This window comes from Cellulomonas sp. B6, from assembly GCF_001462455.1.
Classification (GTDB): Bacteria; Actinomycetota; Actinomycetes; order Actinomycetales; family Cellulomonadaceae; genus Cellulomonas.
Map to the genome: position 1 here is coordinate 1 of NZ_LNTD01000021.1, position 22,586 is coordinate 22,586.

The following is a 22,586-nucleotide window of genomic DNA, read 5'->3' on the forward strand; positions in this document are numbered from 1 at the left end:
CCAAGGTCGCGAGAGTGCGATCCAGTCACCGGTAACCCTCAGGTCGCGAGAACGCGATCCAGCCACCCGCAACCCCAGGTCGCGAGAGCGCGATCCAGTCACCCGCCACCCCCAAGGTCGCGAGAGTGCGATCCAGTCACCGGTAACCCTCAGGTCGCGAGAACGCGATCCAGCCACCCGCAACCCCAGGTCGCGAGAGCGCGATCCAGTCACCCGCAACCCTCAGGTCGCGGGAGGCAGGGACCCGCGGTCCCCGGACGAGCGCGCCCTGCCGCCGCGCGGCCGGGGCGCCGAGCATGAGGTGGTCGCATCGCCCGGTGCGACCACCCACACCGGAGGTCACCGTGCCCCTGCTCGCCGCGTCCGACGTCCCCGACCTCACCGGGCGGCTCGCCGTCGTGACGGGCGCCAGCGACGGCATCGGCGTGCACGTCGCCGGGCACCTCGCGCGCGCCGGCGCCGACGTGGTACTGCCGGTGCGCGACCTCGCCAAGGGCCGTGCCGCCGCCGACCGGCTGCGCGTCGAGGTGCCGCACGCGCGCCTCGACGTGCGGCACGCCGACCTCGCGGACCTCGCGTCCGTCGCCGCGTTCGCCGCGACGCTGCTGTCCGACGGTCGCCCGGTCGACGTGCTGGTCAACAACGCGGGCGTCATGGAGCCGCCGACGCGGCGCACGACGGCCGACGGCTTCGAGCTGCAGCTCGGCGTCAACCACCTCGCGCACGTCGCGCTCGTGTCGCACCTGCTGCCGCTGCTCGCCGCCGCGCGCGGGCGCGTGACGACGCAGGTGAGCATCGCGGTCGCGCGGGCAGCCGTGCACTGGGACGACCTGGCCTGGGAGCACGGGTACCACCCGGGCCGGGCGTACGGCTCGTCGAAGCTCGCGCTGGGGCTGTTCGCGGCCGAGCTGCAGCGCCGCAGCGCAGCCGGCGGGTGGGGCGTCACGAGCACGCTGTCGCACCCCGGCGTCTCCCCCACCAACCTGCTCGCGGCGCAGCCCGGCCTGGGGCGAGATCGCGAGCGGCTCGGGCGGCGCGCCATCGCCGGGCTGTCGCGGCGGGGCTGGGTGGTCGGGACGGTCGCGTCGGCCGCGCTGCCCGCGGTGCTCGCGGCGACGGCCCCCGACGCGTGCGGCGGGCACCTGTACGGACCGCGCGGGTTCCAGCACCTCGGCGGGCCGCCCGCGGAGCAGCCGCTCTACCGTCCGCTCACCGACCTCGACGACGCACGCCGCGTCTGGGACGTCTCCCACCGCCTCACCGGAACACCGCCCACCCCCTGACCCAGGTCGCGAGAGCGCGATCCAGTCACCCCGACCACCCCACCCCAGGTCGCGAGAGCGCGATCCAGTCACCCCCCGGAGCGACGGCAGAGGGGGATCGCCGATCCCTTCCCGCCGCTTCGCCGACCCCGCACCATGGAGGGATGGACCGCGTGGAGCTCGCCGACTTCCTGCGTCGCCGCCGCGAGGCGCTGCAGCCCGAGGACGTCGGCCTGCCCCGCGGCCCGCGCCGCCGCACCGCGGGGCTGCGCCGCGAGGAGGTCGCCGCGCTCAGCGACATGTCCGTCGACTACTACGGACGTCTGGAGCAGTCGCGCGGCCCGCAGCCGTCGCCGCAGATGCTCGGGGCGATCGCCCGCGGGCTGCGCCTCACGCTCGCCGAGCGTGACCACCTGTTCCACCTCGCCGGTCAGAACGCGCCCGCGCGGGCGGGCGGCGGGGACCACGTGTCCCCCGGGACGATGCGTGTGCTCGACCGGCTCGCCGACACGCCCGCCCAGGTCATGACGGCGCTGGGTGAGACGCTCGTGCAGACGGCGGCGGCACGTGCGCTCTTCGGCGACGAGACGCGGCACCAGGGCCTCATGCGCAGCGTCGTCTACCGGTGGTTCGTGGACCCGGCGGCGCGCGAGGTCTACCCGCCCGCGGAGCACCCCGAGGTCGGCCGTGCGTTCGTCGCCGACCTGCGCGCGGCGCACGCCGCGCAGGGTCCGCACTCGCGCGCGGCCGCGCTCGTCGACGCGCTGCTCGCGCGCAGCACCGAGTTCGCCGCGCTGTGGCAGGCGCACGAGGTGCGCTCGACGTCGTGGCGCGAGAAGCGCCTGTGGCACCCCGACCTCGGCGAGCTCGAGCTGCAGTGCCAGATCCTCAGCGACCCCGACCAAGGACAGGTGCTGCTGGTGCTCACCGCGACGCCCGGCACCGCGAGCCACGACAAGCTGCAGCTGCTCGCGGCGCTGGGGCCGCGGGGTGCCGTCGTCGTCGACTGACGTTCGCGTCGGGGCACGTGGTCGCGGGGGTGCGCGACGGCCGTCGGGCCGGTCGGCGCAGCGGCAGGCGGGGACCCGGCCGGTCGCCGCGCCGCGCGGTGCCTGTCAGGGCAGGTCGGCGGAGCGTCGTGCGGCGGTCGCGTACCGCGCGGCGAGCGTCGTGCACGCGTCGGCCAGCGCCCGCGGCGCGACGGCCTCGACGTCGGCGTCGAACCGGCCGAGCAGGGCCGCCAGCGCGACCCACGACCACGCGCCGAGCGTGACGCGGCAGCGTCCGTCGCCGAGGTCCTCGACCGTCCCGTCGTCGACGAACGGCGCGACGGCGCGCGCGGGCGCCCGCAGCACGGCCGTGCCGGTGCAGGGCCAGGTCGCAGCCCCGTGCGCGGCCGCGGGCGTGCGCGCCGGGGACGCCTCATCCTGGCCACCCGCACCCGCACCCGTGGCGTCCGGCGCGGTCCCCCGGAACCGCGCGGCGACGAACGCGCGCACGTCACCGCCGGGCACCTCGCGCGGCGTGAACCGTGCGCCGGGGTGCGCGCGCAGCCGCAGCCGGTCGACCCGGAACAGGCGCCAGTCGTCGCGGTCGAGGTCCCACGCGACGAGGTACCAGCGGCCGCGGGTCGCGACCACGTGGTGCGGTTCGACGCGGCGCGGCGGGCCGGGCGGCGCGTGCGGGTCGGCGCCGGGCGCGTCGTGGTCGAACCGCACGACCTCGTGACGCCGGACGGCCCCCGTGAGGAGGGCGAGCGCATCGGTCGTCGACGGGGTCGAGGTCGGGTCGGGCAGCGGCACGAACCGCACGTCGTCGGCGCGGCGCCGCAGCCGCTCGGGCATGACGCGGCGGATCGTGGCGAGCGCGCGCTCGGCGGCGTCGTCGACGTCGGTGCCGAGCAGCGGCGCGGCCTGCAGCGCGACCGCGACGGCCGTGACCTGGTCGTCGTCGAGCAGCAGGGGCGGCAGCTCGGCGCCCGCGTCGAGCCGGTACCCGCCGTCGGTGCCGCGCGTCGCGTCGATCGCGTAGCCGAGGTCGCGCAGACGCTCGACGTCGCGGCGGACGGTCCGCGCGCTGACGTCGAGCCGCTCGGCGAGCAGCGGCCCGGGCCAGTCGCGGCGCGCCTGCAGCAGCGACAGCAGCCGCAGCAGCCGGGCGGTCGTCGCGGCGGGCGTCGTCATGCCCCCAACCTAGGCGGACATGCGGACAGGACCTGACCGCAAGGCCTGCGAACGTGCCGTCGTCGGACGGACCGGCACCACACCCCCGCACCCCTGGGAGCACGCATGAGCCTCACCACCACGACCCACCTGAACTTCCGCGGCGACGCGCGCGCCGCGCTCGAGCTGTACCGCGACGCGTTCGGCGGCGAGCTGACCGTCGTCACCCACGCGCAGGCCGGCAGCGAGACCGAGCCGCACGAGGCCGACCAGGTCAGCTGGGGCCAGGTGGTCTCGCCCGCGGGCTTCCACGTCATGGCGTACGACGTGCCCTCGCGCCTGCCCTACGACCCGGGCACGATCCCGGTGTTCGTGTCGGTGCGCGGGACCGACGCCGACGAGCTGCGCGGCCACTGGGACGCGCTCGCCGTGGGCGCCACGGTCGTCGTGCCGCTCGCGCCGTCCGCGTGGTCGCCGCTGTACGGCATGCTCACCGACCGCGTCGGCGTGACGTGGGTGCTGGACCTCGAGGTCGCCTGGGCGGGGTGAGCCCCGGCGCGGGTGCCGCAGGCCCTGCCGCGGCACCCGGCCCTGGCTCCCGGCGCGGGCGGGCGCGCGTCACCGCGCGACGGCGCACTCCGCGCGGTCCCGACGCCACAGGTCCATCGAGCGGCCGTCCGGGGTGTCGAACGACTCGACCCGCTCGAAGTCGGCAGCGGCCGCCGCGGCCTCCATCAGCGTCGTGTCGACCATCGGCTGGAACTCGTTGTCGGCGCCCGCGGACGTGACGAGCTGGCACGCCGACCCGGCCGGGCCGTCCGTGAGCCACTCGAGGTACGCCGCCTCGTCCTCGGGAACGACGGCGGGCTCGATCTGGACGACCGGCAACGCCCAGTGCCCGTCCCGCAGGACCTCGAGCTGGAGCGTGTTCGCGTTGACGAAGTACCCCCGGAAGCCGAACGCCGTGCCCGACGCCACGAAGTCGTCGTGCGCGACCGCCCCGGCCAGGTCCTCCGACGCCTCACGCCACTCGTCGCTCCACTCGGAGCGGTTCACGGGCCCGTCGCCGTTGGCGATCTCGAGGTAGGACTCGTCGAGGTCGACGCCCGCCGTCACCCGCACCCCGCCGATGACCGGCAGCTCGGTAACCCGGTCGGTGCCCCACGGCGCGACCCGCGACAGCAGCCCGGTGGCGGGCACGGCGCAGGCGAGCGCGAGGACCGCGACCACGACCGCGGGCAGCAGGGGGCGCGACGCCAGGGGCCGCACGGCGACGAGCCGCACCCATCCGAGGCACGCGACCGTGACGAACGCGGGCGCCAGCTGGAACCCGAACCCGGAGCCGGAGTTCGCCGTGGTGCCCAGCGCGGCGTAGCCCGCGACCGTGAGCGCCGCGGCGGGGAACACGGGCGCCGCGGCGAAGGCGCTCCACCCGTGCGGCGCGTCCCCGGACCGGACCCAGCGCACCAGGGCGACCACCATGACGACGGCGGCCGCCACGACGCCGATCAGGATCACCGACGTGTGGATCGCGTAGAGCTCGGACGCCGTCATGCGGACGGCGTTGTACGCGGACCCGCCGCGCGAGCCGTACTCCTCGGCGCGGTCCCCGTAGCCGAACCCGAACAGGTACTCGGCCACGAGCCGCCAGCTCGACCACAGCCACGGGAGCAGCACGAGCGCCGCGACGCCGGCGGCCAGGGCGACGTGGCGCAGCGCGCGCCACCGCGCCGGGCCGGGCGTGAGCGCGGCCTGGACCACGAGGATCATCCCGAGGATCCCGGCGAACGCGAAGTTCATGCTGCGGACGAGGGGCAGGCAGCCGAGCACGACGCCCAGCACGACCACCCAGCGCAGCACCGTGGCCCCGCGCGAGCGGTGGACCGCGTAGAGCGCGACGGCCAGCAGCGCCGCGGTCGGCAGCACGAAGGTGTACAGGTGGCTGTAGTTCAGCACCGCGGGTGCGGTGGCCAGCAGCGCCAGGGCGAGCCACCCGGCGGTCCGGTTCACGACCTCGCGGACCAGCAGCCAGGTGAACAGGAGCATCACGCCGCCCGAGACGCCGATGACGGCGAGCCCCGCCTGGTCGATCCCCGCACCGGCGATGACGAGCAGGGAGGTCAGGACCGGTACGCCGGGTGCGTGCTGCGACGGTGCGAGCACCGAGTCGAACCAGCCGCCGACGCCCTGGGCGGCGAACCCGTACGCATGGTTCGCCGCGAACGCGAGGTAGCCGGCCTCGTCGATGTTGAAGGCGCGGTCGTCGAGCCGCGACAGCGACCACCAGGTGTTGAGCACCGTCCACACGACGACGAGCACCACGGGCGCGAGCGCGAGCAGGCGACCGCGACGGCCCGACGCGGCGGGAGCCTCGACGGCGTGCACCGTGCTCGAGGACGCCAGGGCCGAACCGGGCGTGCTCGTCACCGCGGCGTCTCGATCCGGTGGGCCCAGATCTCCACGAGGACGTCCATGTCGACCTCCTGCGACACCGACACGAACGGTCGCTGCGACGTGCGCGGCACCTCCATGTAGTACCGGAAGCCGGCACGGCGCAGCAGGTTGAGGAGGTTGCCGAGCTGCTGCCGCTCGCCGACGCGCGAGTGGTACTCGACGAACACGCGGTCGACGCGCCCGAGCAGGTGCTCGGCCTCGTGCAGGACCTCGACCTCGGCGCCCTCGATGTCGATCTTCAGCAGGTCGACGTGCTCGAGGTCCGCGAGGACCGACGAGAGCGTCACCGTCGGGACCGTCGTCGCGGTCGGGCCCTGCGCACGGTCGTCGAGGCGCCCCGCGTCGCTGCCCAGCCGGTCGAACGTCGCGGTCCCCGCCTCGGCGGCGAGCGCGACCTGGTGGAGGCGCACGGTGTCCGGCACCCCTGCGAGGTTCGCCTGGAGGATGGCGAACACGTCGGGGTCGGGCTCGAACGCCTCGATCCGGGCGTCGGGCCACCGGGACAGCCACCACCGCGTCGCGAGCCCGATGTTGGCACCGCAGTCGACGATGACGGGCGGGTCGTCGCCGGGCTTCTCGAACGCGTAGATCTCGTCCGTGACGATCGCCCGGAACTGCGAGACGAACGACGGGCCGTCGGCGAGCCGGATGTCGCCCGCGATGTCCGTGGAGGTCACCTCGCCCCGGGGCATCGCCCAGAGACGGTCGAGCTCGGCCTGCATCTCGGGCGTCATCGGTCCTGTCCTCCTGCCACGTCCGCGGGCTCGGGCTCGGGCTCACCGGCCGTCGAGGAGTCGTCGTCGCCCGTCCCCGGGCGGCGCCCCTCGCGCAGCGCGCGGACCTCCTCCTGGAGCCGCGCGAAGTCGACCGTCTCGGGGTCCGCCACGAGCTCGTCGACGAGCATGCGGTACTCCAGGCCGTAGTGCTTGGAGTCCCGCGCGGGGTCGACGGTGGCGCGGGCCTGCTCGGCCATCGCCGCGCGCTCGGCGGCGTCCGCCGACGCGTAGCGCGTGAGTGCCTGGCGCACGCTGGCGACGCTCGTGGGGTCGAACAGCATGCCGTTGCGCCCGTCCTGCACCACCGAGGACGTGCCGAACACGTCCGAGACGACGGGCACCGCACCGAAGGCCATCGCCTCGAGCATGGCGCGCGACAGCGACTCGACGTCCGAGGCGAGCACGAACGCGTCGGCGGCGTGGTACCAGTCGTAGACCGCTCCGGTGACGCCCACGGTTCGCACCTGGCTCGAGCCGGGCACCTCCGCGAGCACCTGGTGCAGCGCGGCCGAGTACGGGTTGGGGCTGTCCCCGACGAGCACGAGGCGCGCCTGCGGGAACTGGTCCGCGATCTCGAGGAAGGCGCTGGTCAGCAGCCCCTGGGCCTTGCGCGGCTCGTACGTGCCGATGCAGACGAAGGCGATGTCGTCCGGCTTGAGGCCGAGCCGCGCACGCACCTGCGCCCGCGGGTGCTCGGCCACGAAGGCGTCGATCTCGGCGAGGTCGACGCCGTAGTCGATGCGGATCATGCGCCGCGGGTCGGCGAGGTGCCGGAAGATGTCGCGGGTCGCGTCGGCCTCGAAGACCACCGCCGACGCCCGCGCGAACGACGCGTAGAACACGCCCCGCGTCCACTCGTCGACCGTCTCGCCGTAGTAGTGCCGCAGGAACAGCTCGGGGTCGAAGCTCTCGTGGACCGACCAGATCGACGGCAGCCCCAGCCGGTGCGCGAGGTCGACGCCCCAGAAGCACCCCGCCGTGTTGGCGAGCACGACGTCGGGGCGGAACTGCGCCGCGTACGCGGTGAGCGTGTCGGCCCACTCCTCGTAGCGCACGGCCGTGGGGGGCGCCGCACCGACGGTGCGGACCCGGATGCCCATGTCCTCCAGCCGGCCGCGCAGGGCGCCGTCCACCTCGGTGAGGACCGTGACGTCGATCGGCCCGAGCGCGGCCATCTGGCGCAGCAGCTCGAACAGGTACAGCTGCCCGCCCCCGAGGCCGAGGTGGTGGTTCGCGACCAGCACGCGCGGCACGCCCGCGTGCCCGCGGCGCGCCACGCGCTCGACGGGCAGCGCGGACCCGCGGACGGCGAGCGCCCGGGCCTCGTCCTTCGTCGCCCGGTCGATCGGCACGTACTCGACGTCGCGCGTGTCGAGCAGGTGCCGGCGGCCGCGGGCGACCGCCCAGGTCGTCAGGGTCACGGTGCGGGCCGACGTCGGGGAGTCGGCGTGCCAGCGGTCGCCGTCGTCCGGCGGCAGCACGACGGTGGCGTGCCACCCGGCCAGCGGGCTCCAGGGGTCGTCCTCGCGCAGGCCCGCGATGTCCGGCCGCGGCGCGGAGTACAGACGGGCGTTGACGACCTGGCCGCCGTCGACGTCGATCTCGATGGCGTCGATCGCGGCGTCCGTGCGGATCCACCCGAGGACGTCGAAGACCGCCGGGACCGTCGCGCCGCGCTGCGGGGCGTCGAGGGTCCCCAGCTGCCGCTCGGCGCGCGTCTGCGCGGTGACGGACCCGAGGTCGTCGACGAGGCCGTCGGGCCGCACGACGCGCGCGCCGAGCGTGATCTCGCCCTCGGGGAGCTCGTCGTGGCGGCACCGCAGCTCCCAGCCCCACGCGTCGGGGTGCAGGCGGAGCTCCTCGTCACGGCCGGGCACGACGACGTCCGGCGACGGGCGGGTCACCCCGAGCGGCACGCCGTCGACGTCCACGACGACGCTCGCACCCTGCCCCTGCCGGACCCAGCCGTGGACGCGCAGCTCCACGGGGCCCTGCTGCAGGCCGAGCACCTTGCCGCGGACCCGACCCGCACCGCCGGCCCGCAGCGCGGACAGCGCGCGGGAGGCGTTCGATCGCAGACGTGCGGTCAGCGCCCGCTGGGCCGCCCGGTCGTCGAGAAGTCTCATGCTGCGCGTCCCCATGCCGATCGTGTCGATTCCTGTCGCGGCGTGCTCATCACGGGCGACCCTAGCCTCCGGGCGGTGGGCCGCTCGGGTGCGTCGGGCGCCCTCCCCGGGCACCCGGCCGGCGGTGCCGGCCGACGGCACGCGACGCCGGCGGCGGTGGCCGGCCGGCGTCGCGGGACGCGGCGCGAGCTCACACCCGGACGCTGCTGAACGTCGCCTCCACGACCTCGACCAGGCCGTCCGCGAGCGGTCGCGGCTCGTGCCCGACCATCGCCCGGTACGCAGCCGCGTCGAGGACGATGGCGTCGACGTCGTAGGGCCGCGCCGGCAGGAAGTTCACCTCGAGCGACCTCCCCGAGATCTCCTCGAGGTGGGAGATCAGCTGGAGCGTCGAGGTCCCGATGCCCGTCGCGACGTTCGCGACGAGCGGGCCGTCGGTGATGACCGCTGACACCACGGCGCTGGCGACGTCCGACACGTGGATGTAGTCGCGGACGTTGCGTCCGTCCCCGAAGATCGTGATCGGGTAGGCCCGGTAGAGCGCGTCGACGAAGTTGGCGATGACGCCCTGGCTGCGGCCGACCGGCTGACCGGGGCCGTAGGCGTTCGCGACGCGCAGGATCCGCGTGTCGACGCCGTAGAGCGTGGCGTACATCCGGATGTACTGCTCGGCGGTGAGCTTGAGCACGCCGTAGGAGCTGATGGGCTGCGTGGGGTGGCTCTCCGGCACGGGGAGCTGCGTGGGGTTCCCGTAGATCGTCCCCCCGGACGACAGGAACACCAGGCGCACGCCGGGCCGCGTCTTGAGGTGCTCGAGCACGTTGATCAGCGGCGTGAGCGTCGCCGTGATGTCGGCGACCGGGTCGGCGGTCGACTCGGCCGGGAGCATGGCGCCCACCGCGTAGACGACGGCGCTGCAACCGTCGAGGGCCCGCGCCACGGCAGCGGGGTCGGAGAGGTCCGCCGACATCCCGTCGACACCCTCGACCGAGGCGGGGAGCGAACGGTCGACGACGCGGACCGGCACGTCGGCCGCCAGCATGCGGGTGATTTCCCGCCCGATGAAACCGTTGCCGCCGAGAACCGCGACATTTGGTTCTGCGATTCCCGGTGCGAGGAACGCGCGAGCGGCGTCCGTGTCGTCCGAATGCACTCGCGCTCCCCTTGGTCTTGCTTGGCAACAATCGCCGAGAGACTAGCAGACAGTTGGACGCCCGCCCTAGCACGGATGTCACCCGATCGCGACCGCAGCGGTCCGTTCTCAGCGCCTCGTGACCGCGCACTCCCGCAGCTCCAGGCCGTCCCCGCCACCGCGCGTCTCGAGTGCGACGAGGGCACGGACGCATCCCTCGAGGTCGCCGCGCAGGGAGGTGACGTGGTCGTCGGACAGGTGCCACCGGTCGGAGAACGACGGGCGCCCGTCGCGCTCCGCGTGGCACCCCTCCTCGTCGCAGAGCGCGACCGTGGCGTCGTAGACGGTGACGTTGGCCGGCAGCGGGGTGGCGAACAACCGGTCGTCGTCCGCGAAGACCTCGTCGCGCGGGAAGACGCACGCGCTCAGGTCGTCGACGTTGCGCTCGAGGCAGAGCCAGTCCTCGGCCGTGAGGCGGGGGTTGTGCCGGATCGCCAGCACGCGCACACCCGCGGCCTCGAGCTCCTCCCACGCCTCGCGGTACCCGAGCGGGATCCACTCGACCCGGCCGTCCGGGGCCTCCGCGCGGCTCAGCGTCGTCACGACGAGCACGGGCGGGTCGTCGATCACGCGCTGGGTCGTGAGGTCGTTCCACGCCGCGCAGTTGTCGCCGGTCTCGTTGTCGAAGCCCGGCAGCCCGTACCTGCTGGTGAAGTGCGGGCACTGCGAGCGGATGAAGCTGCGGACGCCCAGCCCCAGCTCGTCGGCGACGTCGACGAGCGTCGGCGCCCACAGCGCGGACTGCGACCCGCCGAGCAGCGCGACGTCGAGGCCGTCCCCGCCGTCGCCGATCCGCTCGTCGAACATGCACGAGAGGCCGGGCTCGAGCCCGAACACGAGGCAGCCCTCGGTGGTCTGCGACCGCGCGAGGTCGCGGTTGAGCGCCGCGACCCCGATGACCTGCGCCTGCTCGGTGGCGACGGGCCGCAGCACGACGGCCGCCACGACGGTCAGGCCGACGGCCGCCACGGCGGGAGCCCAGACCCGGACGCGGAGCCGGCGTCCCGGCGCCTGGCGGAACACCGCCTCGACGCCGTGGTGCAGCGCCCACGTCAGCGCCGCGGTCACGGCGAGCGCCAGCGCCGCGGACGGCACGTCGAGCCGGTCGCGTCCGGTCGCGAGCAGCAGCAGCGACATCACGGGCCAGTGCACCAGGTAGAGCGCGTAGCTGTACCTGCCGGCGCCGGCGACGGGACGCAGCGCGAGCAGTCGGTCCACGCCGTACCGCGTCGGGGTCAGGCCGGCGACGATCACGGCGGCGGTCGCCCCCAGCGGCAGCAGCGCCGCGGGCCCGGGGAAGGTCCGCTCGCCGTCCACGAGGACACCGGTCAGGGCGAGCGCCGCGAGCCCGCACCAGCCCAGCACGGTGCGGGCCCGGGGCCCCAGGCGCAGGTCGGCGACCGTGACGGCCAGCAGCGCACCCGCGAGGAACTCCCACGCCCGGGCCGTCGTCGAGAAGTACGCCGTCGACTGGTCCGCCGCGGTCACGACGAACGCGTACCCGGTGGCGAGGACGAGGAGCACGCCCACGGCGCCGGTCACCACGGCGGGCCGACGCCCCGGGGTCACGCGGGCCAGCAGGATCGCGGCCAGGGCCGCCGCGAGCGGGGCGACGAGGAAGATCTGGCCCTGCACCGACAGCGACCAGAAGTGCTGGAACGGGTTGGCGTAGCCCTGCGCCGCGCCGTAGACGACGTGGCTGCGCACGAGCCAGAGGTTCTCGACGTAGGCGGTCGAGGCGAGGTAGTGCGTCAGGTAGCTGAGCCGCTCGGAGCCGTACCCGAGGAACCACGCACCGACGACCGTGGCCCCCGCGGCGACCCACGCCGCCGGGCTCAGCCGCCGCAGGGTCCGGACGTAGAACGACCGGAGCCCGACGGGCCGCCCGTCGCGCAGCCGGCGCAGCAGACCACCGAGGACGAAGTACCCCGAGATGAACAGGAAGGCGTCGACACCGCCCGAGACACCCGCCCCGGAGTAGTGGTAGATGACGACGAGAAGGACGGCGACGATGCGCAGGCCTTCGACGTCGGCACGCCGCGCGACGGGCCCGGCCTCGTCACGGACGGGGGTCGCCAGGCTGTCCACGCCGTCGATCGTAGCCGCCGGCATTTCCATTCAGACATTTCGCCCTTTTCTTGCGGCGGCACAGGGACCTATGTCCGCGGCCACGCCCCGGGTCGGCTCCGATAGGCTCGGGCGGCGCTCCGCGCGCCTTCATCCCCCACACCCCGCAACCGACGACATCCAGCGAGGCTTTTCCATGAGCGCAGTGCCCGAGCGGGTGGGCCCGCAGGTGACGGTGGTGGTGCCGACGTTCAACGAGGCGCCCAACGTGGCTGAGCTGGTGCGTCGGGTGGGTGAGGCGACGCGGGGTCTGGGTGCGGAGCTGCTGTTCGTCGACGACTCGAGCGACGACACGGCGCAGGAGGTGCGTCGGGTCGCCTCGGGTGCCGAGCTGCCGGTGCGGGTGATCCACCGGGACGTGCCGACCGGGGGGTTGGGTGGTGCGGTGCTCGAGGGGCTGCGGGCCTCGTCCGCGCCGTTCGTGCTGGTGATGGACGGGGACCTGCAGCATCCGCCCGAGCTCATCCCGACGATGCTCGCGCGGGCCGTCGAGCCCGACGTCGACGTCGTGGTCGCCTCGCGGTACGTGGGTGAGGGGTCCAGCGCCGGGTTGGCGAACGTGGTGCGGCAGGCCGTGTCGTCCACGTCGACCGCTGTGACGCGCGCGATGTTCCCGGTGCGGCTGCGGGACTGCTCGGACCCGATGACGGGGTTCTTCGTGGTGCGGCGTGCGGCGGTCGACGTCGAGGCGCTGCGGCCGCGGGGGTTCAAGATCCTGCTGGAGATCCTGGCGCGTCACCCGATGCGGGTGGTGGAGGTGCCGTTCGTGTTCGGTGCGCGGTTCGCCGGGGAGTCCAAGGCGAACCTCGCGCAGGGTCTGCACTTCCTGTGGCAGCTGGCGGGTCTGCGGTTCGGGCGGATGTCGCGGTTCGCGATCATCGGTGGCCTGGGTGCGTTGGCGAACATCGCGATCGTGGCGTTGCTGACCTCGCTCGGCGCGGGGTGGTTCGCGGCGGCGGTGATCGCGGCCGAGGTCACGATCGTGGGGAACTTCCTGCTGCAGGAGCGGTTCGTGTTCCGGGACCTGCGTGACGAGGGCAAGGGTGTGTGGGCCCGGTTCGGGCAGTCGTTCACGTTCAACAACGTCGAGACGCTCGTGCGGATGCCGGTCATGGCGCTGCTGGTCGAGACCATGCACGTCGCCGCGGTGCTGGCCACGGCGATCACGCTCGTGGTCGCGTTCGTCGTGCGGTTCACGTTCCACTCGCGGATCGTCTACCGCCCGCGGCGCTCCTCGCGCCGGACCGAGCTTGTCGAGCGCGAGGCCGAGCAGGCCGCACCGGGGCCCGACCCGGTCCAGAGCCTCTGACGCTCCCCGGCCGGCCGGCCGGGTTCGGCGCGGGGCCGTCGGCGCACCGACTCGCCGACGACGCGACGCGGGCGGCAGCAGGACGCAGGGCCCGGGATGCGATCGGGGCGCGGCGGTGTTGGTTCGCCACGAGGCACCACCGAGCCCCGGAGGCACCATGAGCACCGACGACGCCACGTTCACCGAGTCCGACCGCGTCCTGCTGGCCCGCCCGCTGCACGGCTGGTTCACGACCGCTGCCGGGGCCACGCCGCCCCAGCCCCGCCCCGTGTGGTTCGACCTCGCCGACGACGGCACGATCCGGCTCTTCAGCGCCGCGGACGCCCTGAAGGTCCGGCGCCTGCGCCGCGACCCGCGCGCGTCGCTCGTCGTCGCCGCGCCCGTCGAGGAGCGCGAGCACTGGGTGGCCGTCACGGGCCACGTCACGATCCACGACGACGACGCGGCCGCGCACGCGCTCGCCGCCCGCCTCGCCCCGCGCTACTGGGACATGACCGACCCCGTGCGCCAGGCCGACCTCGCCGCGCAGGCGGACGAGCGCCAGGTGGTCCTGGTGCTGCAGCCGGAGAAGGTGCGCAGGTACGCGTACTGAGGCGACGGGCACCCCGGGAGCGAGAGCAGCGACGCCCTTGTTCTCGTCTGGCTCTCGATGCGAGCAGGGGTGGCACCGTCCACGTCCGGAGGTCGGTCGAGCGGGCGTCTCGACCGCGCGGGTCTGCGCGGCGATCGAGCGGCTGGCGCAGGCGGGAGCGCTGCGTCAGCGAGTCGTGACGTGACACGGCGTGGGCCGCCGAGGACGTGCCGGGCGAGGCCCACGTGATGGTGGACCGCTGCGGTCGGCGTGGCGCCGAGCCGGCACGAGCCGCGACGCCGGAGGCGCCCTCAGCTCCCCTCGCACCGCCCCTGCCGCCAGTACCCCATGAACGCGACGGCCTTGCGGTCGACGCCGCAGTCGCGCACGAGGTGGCGGCGCAGCGTCTTGATGACGCCGGCCTCGCCGGCGAGCCACGCGTAGAGGTGCGCCTCGGTGGCGAGCGCGGTGTGGGTCGCGTAGTCCACGGGGACCTCCCACAGCAGGCCCGCGTCGACGTCGACGTCCTCCAGGTCCAGGTCCGGGGCGGGGGCCTGCCCGGGCAGCAGGCGCGCGCACGCGGCCTGCACGGCCGGCACCAGCAGGTCGCCGTGCTCACGGCCGTCGCGGCCCAGCCAGTGCACGCGCACACCCTCGGGGGCGCCGAGCTCGAGACGGTCGTCGGACCACGGCATCTCGACGAGGACCTCGCCGACGGCGTCACGCGGCAGCCGCTCGACGATCCCGGCGATCGCGGGCAGCGCGGTCTCGTCGCCCGCGATGAGCAGGCGGTCGGTGCGCGCGGGCGGCACGAAGTCGACGCCGCCGTGGGGTCCGGCGTGGTCGGCGTTGGGGCCCATGACGACCAGCTCGTCACCGACCTGCGCGGTCGACGCCCACCGCGACGCGGGGCCGGTGTCGCCGTGCAGGACGACGTCGACGTCGAGCTCGCGCGGGTGGGGGCGCACGCCGCGCGCCGTGTACGTGCGCATGGGGTGACGCTGCTCGGCGGGCAGCGTGCGCCACGTGCCGTACCAGTCGCCCGTGCGGCCCAGGTCCATGAGGTCCGCGTACGACGCGCCGCTCATGGGCAGGAAGAACTTGATGCGCTGGTCGAACCCGTTGTCGGCGAACCGGTCGAGGTCGTCGCCCGTGAAGGTCACGCGCAGCAGGCTCGGGCACAGGCGCCGGAGCGCCGCGACCCGCACGTGGAACATGCGGAACGGGGTCGCCGGGGCAGTCGTCTCGACGACGGTCGTCGTGGGCGGCTGAGTCACGGCTTCAGCATAAGGTGAGCCTCACCTCACAGCGCAACCCCCGACCGGGTCACGTCGCGCACGGACGTCAGGCGCAGACCCCCGCCAGCACCTCGTCCTGCGGTGGCACGACGGGTGCCTGGTCCGGCGTCGGCGCGCCGGGGGCCGGCGCGCCCGGCGTCGGCCCACCCGGCGGGGTCCCCTCCTCCCCGCCGGGCGCCGCACCACCCGCCGGCCCGCCGGTCGGCGCACCGGTCGGCGCCGGGTCCGACGTCGGCACGGGCGGCGCCAGCGCGGCGGGCGGCGTGTCCGACGCGAGCCGCTGCCAGACCTCGTCGGCGGCCGACGTCCACACGACGCGGTTGCGGTCGCTCGGCGCCGCGGTCACGGGCACCTCGGTGAAGACGATCCGCGACCGGTCCATGCCGCGCAGCGAGGACGCGAACGCCGCGAGCCGCACCGGGTCGGCGAGCTGCGGGTCGGCGCTGAGGGACCCGAGCACGGCCCGCGCGACGCGGTAGAGCTCGTCGACGTCGCCCAGCAGGTCCTTGCCCAGCAGCTCGCGCACCGCGGACTGCACGAACGCCTGCTGCCGCGCGATGCGCGTGAGGTCGGAGCCGACCTCGAGCCCCATGCCCGTGCCGTGCCGGGCGCGCAGGAACCCGATGGCCTGCCGCCCGTCGAGCCGCTGCTCGCCCGCGGGCAGGTGCAGGTCGCCGTACCGCGGGCTCTCGTCGACCGGCTCCCGCAGGCACATGCGCACGCCGCCGAGCGCGTCCACGACGTCGATCACGCCCGTCATGCACACCACCAGGTGGTGCGTGACCGTCACGCCCGTGAGCGCCTGCACGGCGCCGATCGTGCACGCCGCGGCGTGGTCGACGTCCTGCTCGGGCCCGGCGCCGATCGAGAACGCCTCGTTGAACATCGTGGTGCGGGGCTTCGAGCGCCCACCGCCGGGCAGCGCGCACTCCGGCAGCTCGACGAGCGAGTCGCGCGGGATCGACACCACCTCGGCCCACGTCCGGTCGCCCGCGACGTGCACGAGCATCGTGGTGTCCGAGCGCATGCCGTCGGCCTCGCCCGCGAGCGCGGCGTTCTCCGCGTCCCGCAGGTCCGTCCCCATGACCAGGATGTTCATGGCGTCGCCCGCGAACGGGTCGTCGGGCGGGGCGGTCGTGGCGCCCGCGCGCGGCGTGGCGACGACGAGCCCGGAGACGTCGGACACGTCGATCTGCGCGCGCAGGTCCAGGTAGACCGCCGCGGCTCCCGACGCGAGCAGCGTCAGGACGCCCGTGAGCACGAGCGCCGGGACGCGCGCGACGGACGGCCGCAGCGTGCGGGCGTGCTGGGGCCCCGGCGTGTCGTCGATCACCTCGCCGAGGCTAGAGCTGCAGGTCATGGCGGTGTGGCCGGTCGTGGGGCGAGCCTGTGAAGGTCCCACGGAGGCCTCGTCAGCTCGCGTCGAACGGGAACTCCTCGGCCGTGACCGCGCGGACCCGGTGGTCGCTCCCGGCGACCACGTAGACCTCACCACGGTCGTCCCACCAGGTGCTCTGGGAGCCGTCGGCCCGCGCCCCGACGAACCCGCGCACCGCGTCGCCGCGGTAGCGCAGCGTGCCCTGGGCGTCGACCACGAGCCCGGCGTCGGACCACGGCTCGACGTCGAACGCGACGACGCGGACGTCGGCCGCCCCGAGCGCGGCCTCGACCGCGGCGGACGCCGACCCGTCGGCCGCCGCACCGGGCACGAGCTCGGCGCTCACCGCACCGTCGGCGGCGACCGCGGCCCCCTCGGTGAGGACCACGCCGCCGTCGACCTCCGTGCCGTGCAGCCCGGCGGGGCCCTCGGTGGGCGCGTCGCCCGGGACCAGGGTCGTCGCGGCCTCCTGCGCCCATCCCGCGGGCGCGGGCACGGTGGGGTCGTCGACGAGCGCGCACGCACGGGCGCCGTCGTGCTCGACGAGCGTGCCGGGCACGCACCCCACCGGGGTCGGGCCGCCGCCGCTCGCCCACACCGGCACGCCGACGCCGACCACCAGCGCCGCACCGACGGCGAGCACGCCGATCCCGCGGCCTCGTCGTCCGTCCTCGAAGAGGGTCGTGATGCGTCGTGCCACGTCGTGTCCTTCCGTCAGGGCGGGAACCAGCGGACGCCCCGGGGCAGGTGCCGCCGGGTGCGCGTGGAGCAGCGCGCGGGCGTATCGCACGCGACCGGCCCGGCCCAGGTGGGCCGTCGCGGCGGCGTCGCACGCCGTCTCGGAGCTGCGGACGGCGGCGGCGACGGCGCCGCGCACCACCGGGTTCCACCAGTGCACGGCCCGGACCAGCACGAGCACGACGCGCTGCACGGGGTCGCGGCGACGCAGGTGGGCGACCTCGTGACGCAGCACCAGGGACGTGTCGGTGTCGATCACGGGCAGCACCACGCGTGGCGCACGGACCCCGAGCACGACGGGCGCCTGCACGGGGGCGACGACGACGCGGGGGGTCGGCCCGGGCGCGTCGGCGCCGAGCAGCGTGCGCACGAGCGACGGGTCGACCTCGACACCCCAGCGTGCGACGTGCGAGCGCAGCGCGTGGCGGGCCACGACCGCGCGGACCAGCTCGACGACGGCGCCGACGACCCACACGAGCACGACGACCCCGAGCACGACGCGCAGCGTGGTGCCGCTGCCGTCGAGCACGCCCGCGCGGGTCGGCACGGTCCACCCGACCCCCGGGAGGCCGGGGGTCGCCGGCGCGAACGACGCCGGCAGGTCACCCTCCGCACCGGCCCCGTCGGGGACGAGGGGGACGGCCACGGCCGGCACGTGCAGCGCCGGCCGGAACGGCACGAGCCAGGCGACCGCGAGCGCGAACCACGCGCCGGCGAGGACCGTCGGCCGCAGCCGTGCGGACCACCGCCGGTCGGCCAGCAGCGCCACCGCGGTGAGCGCGGTCATCGCGGTCAGCCAGACCGCGAAGGCGGTCACGCGGGGTCCTGCGGGGTGTCGCGCTCGCGGGCGTCGAGCCACGCCTCGAGGTCACGCCGCTCGGCCTCGTCGACGGGACCGTCGGCCGTGAAGCTCGCGAGCAGGCTGCGCAGGCTGCCGCGGTGGAACCGCTCCATGAAGCGCCCGGTCTCGAAGGCGAGGTACTCCTCGCGGCCGACCTGCGCGACGTACTGCAGGTCGCGCCCGGTGCGGGTGGACCGCACGAACCCCTTGCCCTGCAGGCGGGTGAGGAGGGTCGCCACGGTCTGGATCTTCCAGCCGCGGTCGCTCGGGACGGACTCGACCACCGCGCGGGTGGTGAGCGGCTCGGTGCTGGACCACAGGACGTCCATGACGTCGAGCTCCGCGTCGGGCAGGCGTCGCACGACACTCTCCTTTCGACAACTGTCGTCAACGTACTACAGGTGTCGTAGGTGCGTCCGGGGATCACCTCCGGCCGTCGCTCAGGGCACGACGCCCCCGGCGCGACCGGGCGTCACCGCGGAGCCGGCGCTCACAGCGCCGACGTGCCGAATGCCAGCCCCAGCACGTACGTCGCCGCCGCCGCGCCGAACCCGATCGCGAGCTGTCGCAGCGCACGCTTGAGCGGCGACGCGCCCGACAGCAGGCCCACCACGGAGCCCGTGCCCAGCAGCGCGATCCCGACCAGCCCGGCCGACCACAGGACCGCCGTCAGGCCCTCGGCGCCCAGCAGGTACGGCACGACGGGGATGAGGGCGCCCGACGCGAAGAAGCAGAAGCTCGCGATCGCAGCACCCCACGCGGTGCCGATCGACTCGTGCTCGTCGCGCTCGACGACGGGGGCCACGGCCTCGTCGGGCGTGAGGGTCGGCGCCGCGACGGCACCGGGCAGCGCGGTCGACGTGCGCAGCAGCGACCCCGTCACCGCGCGCTGCGCCTCCCACTGCGCGAGCGACGCGAGCACGACGTCGGCCCGCGCCTGCGCCTCGTCGGCCGCCATGCCGCGCGCCCGGTAGACGAGGGACAGCTCGTTGGCGTCGACGTCGAGGTGCGTCAGCGCGGCGGCCGCGTCGGCGTCGGGACGCGAGGCCTCGAGCAGCTCACGCTGCGAGCGGACCGACACGTACTCCCCCGCACCCATCGACAGCGCCCCGGCCAGCAGACCGGCCAGACCGGTGAGCAGCACGGTCCCGGTCGAGACGCCGCTCGCGCCGATGCCGAGCACGAGCGCGAGGTTCGACACGAGCCCGTCGTTGGCGCCGAACACCGCGGCGCGGAACGTCCCGGAGATCTGCTGCCGCCCCCGGATCGCCAGGCCGCGGACGACCTCCTCGTGGATCTGCTCGTCGGCGGCCATGCGCGGCGTCGCCTCGGCGTCCGTGTCGTACGTCGAGCGGGCCTCGGCGCGCTGCGCGAGGGCGAGGACGAACACCGACCCGAACCGGCGCGCGAGCCACCCCAGCACGCGCGTGCGCGCCGCACCCCGCACCGGCGCGCCGACCTGGTCGCCCAGCAGCTCGAGCCAGTGCGCCTCGTGCCGCCGCTCGGCCTCCGCGAGCGCGAGCAGGATCTCGCGCTCCTCACCGTCGCGGCGGCTCGCGAGGTCGCGGTAGACGGCGGCCTCGGCGCGCTCGTCGGCGAGGTTGCGGCGCCACCGGCGCAGCTGGGAACGGGTCGCGGGCACGGCTACTCCAGGGCAGGACGGGGGTGTCCTGCCGACGGTAGGCGAGCGCGCGGGGTTGCGAGAACGGGGGACGACGCGCTCGGCACGCCCGTCACCAGGGGTTTCGGACGGCCGAAGACGCGCGGCCCGGGCGGCGCCGTCGTGCGGCACCCCGGCACCGACCGGGCCGGGACCACCCCCTGCCGGCCGACCAGGGGCCGGCCGGCAGGTGCCGGCCGGGCCGCGATCAGCCCCCGATCCGCCCGGCCAGCGTCCCGACGCCGTCGCCCGTGAGCCGCGGCAGCACCGCGGCGCGGCCCGCGAGCGCGAGCACGAGGTCGAGCGTGGTGCCCTCGACGCTGAGGCCCGCACCCGAGACGAACGCGCTGTCCGTCGCGACGAGCAGCAGGCCGCGCGCGCGGGTCCGGGAGTCGACCGCGAAGTCCTTGCGCACGTAGCCCTCGGCGACGGCGAGCACGGCGTCGGGGTCGGGCGCCGTCGCGACCCCGAGCGGCTCGCGGACGTCGGTGGCGTGCACGACGACCTCGCCGAGCCACGCCCACAGGTCGCCCGTGGGGGCGATGCGCGCGTCGACGACCGCGCGGAACGCCGCGAGCGTGTCGGCCGGGGTCGGGCCACGGTGCTCGGCGAGGCGCCGCGCGTTGTGCACGTCGGGCCGGAACCGCGCTCCGGCGATGCTGCGCAGCCAGGCCCAGCGGCCGGTGGTCGCGGCGGCGGTGAGGTGGGCGACGACGTCCTCGACCGTCCAGTCGGCGCACAGGGTCGGGTGCGCCCAGTCCGCGTCGGTGAGGTCGGCGAGGTCGTCGGCCAGGCGGGCGCGCTCGGCGTGGATCGCGGCCCACAGCTGGTCGGGGGTCTGCAGGGTCACGCTGGCTCCTCGGCCTCGGGGTGGGACCGGGACCCGCGGGCACGGTCGGTCGCTTCGATAACCGTAGCGGACGATCCTGTCGTCGTAGTCCGAGGCGTACGCTGGGAGCGTGGCAGGACGACGGACGTACGGCTCCTACAACGACGGCTGCGCGGCCGCGCACGCCCTCGACGTCGTGGGCGACCGGTGGACGATGATCGTCGTCCGCGAGCTGCTGCTCGGACCCAAGCGGTTCACCCAGCTGCAGCGCGACGTCGTCGGCATCGGGCCCTCGGTGCTCGCGCAACGGCTGCACGAGCTTGAGCAGCACGGCGTCCTCGTGCGCGAGCACCTGCCCGCCCCCGCCGACGTCGACGTCTACGCGCTCACCGCCTGGGGGCAGCGGCTCGAGGCCGTCAACACCGCGCTCTCGCAGTGGGCCGTCGGGTCGCCGACGCTGCCGTGGGACGCCGACATGAGCCCGGACACGCTCGTGCTCGCGATGCGTGCGCACGCCCGGCCCGGGCCGCGGGCCGCCGTCGTCGAGCTGCGGCTCACCGACTCGCGACGCGACGGCGCCGCACCCGTCACCTACCGCGGCGTCGTCGGTCCGGACGGCACGACCCTCGGGCGCGACGCGCCGTCGGACGCCGCCCCCGACGCGACCCTCGCGGCGACGACGCGGGCGCTCAAGGCCGTCGTGATCGGCGGCGCCGACCTCGACGCGACGCCGGGCGTGCGCGTCACCGGGTCCGCCGACGCCGTGCGCGCGCTGCTCGACGCGACAGCGCTGCGCCGCTGACGTCCCTCCCGGGCGCTCAGCTCGCCGGCGCCGCCTCCCGCAGCCGCTCCAGCAGCGGGCCGGCGGCCTCGTCGAGGAACCGCTGCTGCAGCGCGTCGCCCACCTGCACGAGCGCGACGTCGGTGAAGCCCGCCTCCCAGAACGCGCTGACCGCCTCGACCACCGCGTCGAGGTCGGGCCCGCACGGGATCGCGTCGGCCACGTCCTCGGGGCGGACGAACTGGCTCGCGGCGTCGAACGCCTCGGTCGTCGGCAGGTCGGCGTTGACCTTCCAGCCGCCGCCGAACCACCGGAACTGCTCGTGGGCCCGGGCGACGGCCTCGTCGCGGTCGGGACCCCACGAGATCGGGATCTGCCCGATCTTGCGCGACGGGCCGATCGCCTCGAGCGCCTCCAGGCCCGCGCGCGCCTCGTCCCAGCGCCGCACCAGGTCGGCGTCCGGCTCGACCGCGACCAGGTGGTCGGCCAGCGACGAGAACCGCTGCACGGACTGCTCGCCCGACACGGCGACCGCGATCGGCACGGGCACCTCGGGGACGTCCCAGAGCCTGGCCGAGTCGACGCGGAAGTGCGCGCCCTCGTACGTGACGCGGTCCCCCGTGAGCAGCCGGTGGATGATCTCCAGCGCCTCCTCGAGCATGTCGTGCCGCTCACCGACCGCGGGCCACCGCTCGCCCACCACGTGCTCGTTGAGGTTCTCCCCCGCGCCCACGCCGAGCGTGAACCGGTTCTCGGAGAGCAGCGCGAGCGTCGCGGCCTTCTGCGCGACGACCGCCGGGTGGTACCGGATGGTCGGGCACGTCACGTACGTCATGAGCTCGAGCCGCTCGGTCGCCTGCGCGACGGCACCCAGCACGCTCCACGCGTACGGCGCGTGGCCCTGCTCGTCGAGCCACGGGAAGTAGTGGTCCGACGACACCGCGAAGTCGAAGCCCAGCCGGTCGGCGTGCTGCGCGTAGCGCACCAGCTCGCGCGGGCCGGACTGCTCGGTCATGAGGGTGTACCCGAATCGCGTCACCCCCCGAGCCTCACCCCACGACGACGATCCAGCACCCCGAGCC

At 75.2% G+C, this 22,586-nt stretch carries 19 protein-coding genes; 6 read left to right on the forward strand and 13 right to left on the reverse strand.

The window, feature by feature from the left end; all coding sequences use genetic code 11:
• Nucleotides 1-344: 344 nt before the first annotated feature.
• The gene (locus ATM99_RS01370) at nt 345-1,283 is read left to right on the forward strand and encodes an SDR family oxidoreductase (protein ID WP_062101166.1); all 939 of its coding nucleotides are present in this window, start codon (nt 345-347) and stop codon (nt 1,281-1,283) included.
• Nucleotides 1,284-1,426: 143 nt separating this feature from the next.
• On the forward strand, nt 1,427-2,272 hold the full coding sequence (locus ATM99_RS01375) for a helix-turn-helix transcriptional regulator (protein WP_062101167.1): 846 nt from the start codon (nt 1,427-1,429) through the stop codon (nt 2,270-2,272).
• A 105-nt stretch (nt 2,273-2,377) separates the two neighbouring features.
• Here the strand turns inward: ATM99_RS01375 and ATM99_RS01380 are convergent, their stop codons facing one another.
• Complete coding sequence (locus tag ATM99_RS01380; protein WP_062101168.1) at nt 2,378-3,445, reverse strand: YafY family protein; 1,068 nt, start codon at nt 3,443-3,445, stop codon at nt 2,378-2,380.
• Between the two features lie 105 nt (nt 3,446-3,550).
• Here ATM99_RS01380 and ATM99_RS01385 point away from each other — a divergent pair, with 105 nt between their 5' ends.
• Nucleotides 3,551-3,973, forward strand: a complete 423-nt coding sequence (locus tag ATM99_RS01385) for a VOC family protein (RefSeq protein WP_062101169.1) — start codon at nt 3,551-3,553, stop codon at nt 3,971-3,973.
• A gap of 69 nt (nt 3,974-4,042) precedes the next feature.
• Here the strand turns inward: ATM99_RS01385 and ATM99_RS01390 are convergent, their stop codons facing one another.
• The 5 genes from ATM99_RS01390 to ATM99_RS01410 all read right to left on the reverse strand — a co-directional run bounded on the left by ATM99_RS01390 (nt 4,043) and on the right by ATM99_RS01410 (nt 12,060).
• Nucleotides 4,043-5,851 carry a glycosyltransferase family 39 protein gene (locus tag ATM99_RS01390; protein ID WP_062101170.1) on the reverse strand — a complete coding sequence of 603 codons (1,809 nt, stop codon included), beginning with the start codon at nt 5,849-5,851 and terminating at the stop codon, nt 4,043-4,045.
• Complete coding sequence (locus ATM99_RS01395) at nt 5,848-6,612, reverse strand: FkbM family methyltransferase (protein ID WP_062101171.1); 765 nt, start codon at nt 6,610-6,612, stop codon at nt 5,848-5,850. The genes ATM99_RS01390 and ATM99_RS01395 overlap by 4 nt, the downstream gene beginning before the upstream one ends.
• Nucleotides 6,609-8,780: a glycosyltransferase family 4 protein gene (locus tag ATM99_RS01400; RefSeq protein WP_150118054.1), complete on the reverse strand. Its 2,172-nt coding sequence runs from the start codon at nt 8,778-8,780 to the stop codon at nt 6,609-6,611. Before ATM99_RS01400 ends, ATM99_RS01395 begins: the two co-directional genes overlap by 4 nt.
• 190 nt (nt 8,781-8,970) lie before the next feature.
• Nucleotides 8,971-9,933: an NAD-dependent epimerase/dehydratase family protein gene (locus ATM99_RS01405; protein ID WP_082659114.1), complete on the reverse strand. Its 963-nt coding sequence runs from the start codon at nt 9,931-9,933 to the stop codon at nt 8,971-8,973.
• A 108-nt stretch (nt 9,934-10,041) separates the two neighbouring features.
• Complete coding sequence (locus ATM99_RS01410; protein WP_062101174.1) at nt 10,042-12,060, reverse strand: acyltransferase family protein; 2,019 nt, start codon at nt 12,058-12,060, stop codon at nt 10,042-10,044.
• Nucleotides 12,061-12,235: 175 nt separating this feature from the next.
• On the opposite strand from ATM99_RS01410, the gene ATM99_RS01415 reads away from it, so the two are divergent.
• Together ATM99_RS01415 and ATM99_RS01420 are read left to right on the forward strand one after the other, a co-directional pair.
• Nucleotides 12,236-13,408, forward strand: a complete 1,173-nt coding sequence (locus tag ATM99_RS01415; protein ID WP_062101175.1) for a glycosyltransferase family 2 protein — start codon at nt 12,236-12,238, stop codon at nt 13,406-13,408.
• Nucleotides 13,409-13,565: 157 nt separating this feature from the next.
• Nucleotides 13,566-14,000, forward strand: coding sequence for a pyridoxamine 5'-phosphate oxidase family protein (locus ATM99_RS01420; protein WP_062101176.1), 435 nt, complete (start codon nt 13,566-13,568; stop codon nt 13,998-14,000).
• A 290-nt stretch (nt 14,001-14,290) separates the two neighbouring features.
• Here ATM99_RS01420 and ATM99_RS01425 read toward each other — a convergent pair whose 3' ends face one another.
• From ATM99_RS01425 to ATM99_RS01450, 6 genes are all read right to left on the reverse strand, one after another.
• A complete protein-coding gene (locus tag ATM99_RS01425) occupies nt 14,291-15,256 on the reverse strand; it encodes a siderophore-interacting protein (RefSeq protein WP_369797962.1) in 966 nt (321 codons plus the stop codon).
• 67 nt (nt 15,257-15,323) lie between these two features.
• Nucleotides 15,324-16,610: an LCP family protein gene (locus tag ATM99_RS01430; protein WP_223304752.1), complete on the reverse strand. Its 1,287-nt coding sequence runs from the start codon at nt 16,608-16,610 to the stop codon at nt 15,324-15,326.
• 79 nt (nt 16,611-16,689) lie between these two features.
• A complete protein-coding gene (locus ATM99_RS01435) occupies nt 16,690-18,210 on the reverse strand; it encodes a M56 family metallopeptidase (RefSeq protein ID WP_062101178.1) in 1,521 nt (506 codons plus the stop codon).
• Complete coding sequence (locus ATM99_RS01440; RefSeq protein WP_062101179.1) at nt 18,207-18,596, reverse strand: BlaI/MecI/CopY family transcriptional regulator; 390 nt, start codon at nt 18,594-18,596, stop codon at nt 18,207-18,209. Before ATM99_RS01440 ends, ATM99_RS01435 begins: the two co-directional genes overlap by 4 nt.
• Nucleotides 18,597-18,724: 128 nt before the next feature.
• Nucleotides 18,725-19,876, reverse strand: coding sequence for a VIT1/CCC1 family protein (locus tag ATM99_RS01445; RefSeq protein WP_082659116.1), 1,152 nt, complete (start codon nt 19,874-19,876; stop codon nt 18,725-18,727).
• A gap of 226 nt (nt 19,877-20,102) precedes the next feature.
• Nucleotides 20,103-20,744, reverse strand: coding sequence for a maleylpyruvate isomerase family mycothiol-dependent enzyme (locus ATM99_RS01450; protein WP_062101180.1), 642 nt, complete (start codon nt 20,742-20,744; stop codon nt 20,103-20,105).
• A 109-nt stretch (nt 20,745-20,853) separates the two neighbouring features.
• Between ATM99_RS01450 and ATM99_RS01455 the strand changes: the two genes are divergently transcribed.
• Nucleotides 20,854-21,525 carry a helix-turn-helix domain-containing protein gene (locus ATM99_RS01455; protein ID WP_062101181.1) on the forward strand — a complete coding sequence of 224 codons (672 nt, stop codon included), beginning with the start codon at nt 20,854-20,856 and terminating at the stop codon, nt 21,523-21,525.
• A gap of 16 nt (nt 21,526-21,541) precedes the next feature.
• On the opposite strand, the gene ATM99_RS01460 is transcribed toward ATM99_RS01455, so the two are convergent.
• Nucleotides 21,542-22,543, reverse strand: coding sequence for a TIGR03557 family F420-dependent LLM class oxidoreductase (locus ATM99_RS01460; protein ID WP_062101182.1), 1,002 nt, complete (start codon nt 22,541-22,543; stop codon nt 21,542-21,544).
• Nucleotides 22,544-22,586: the final 43 nt, after the last annotated feature.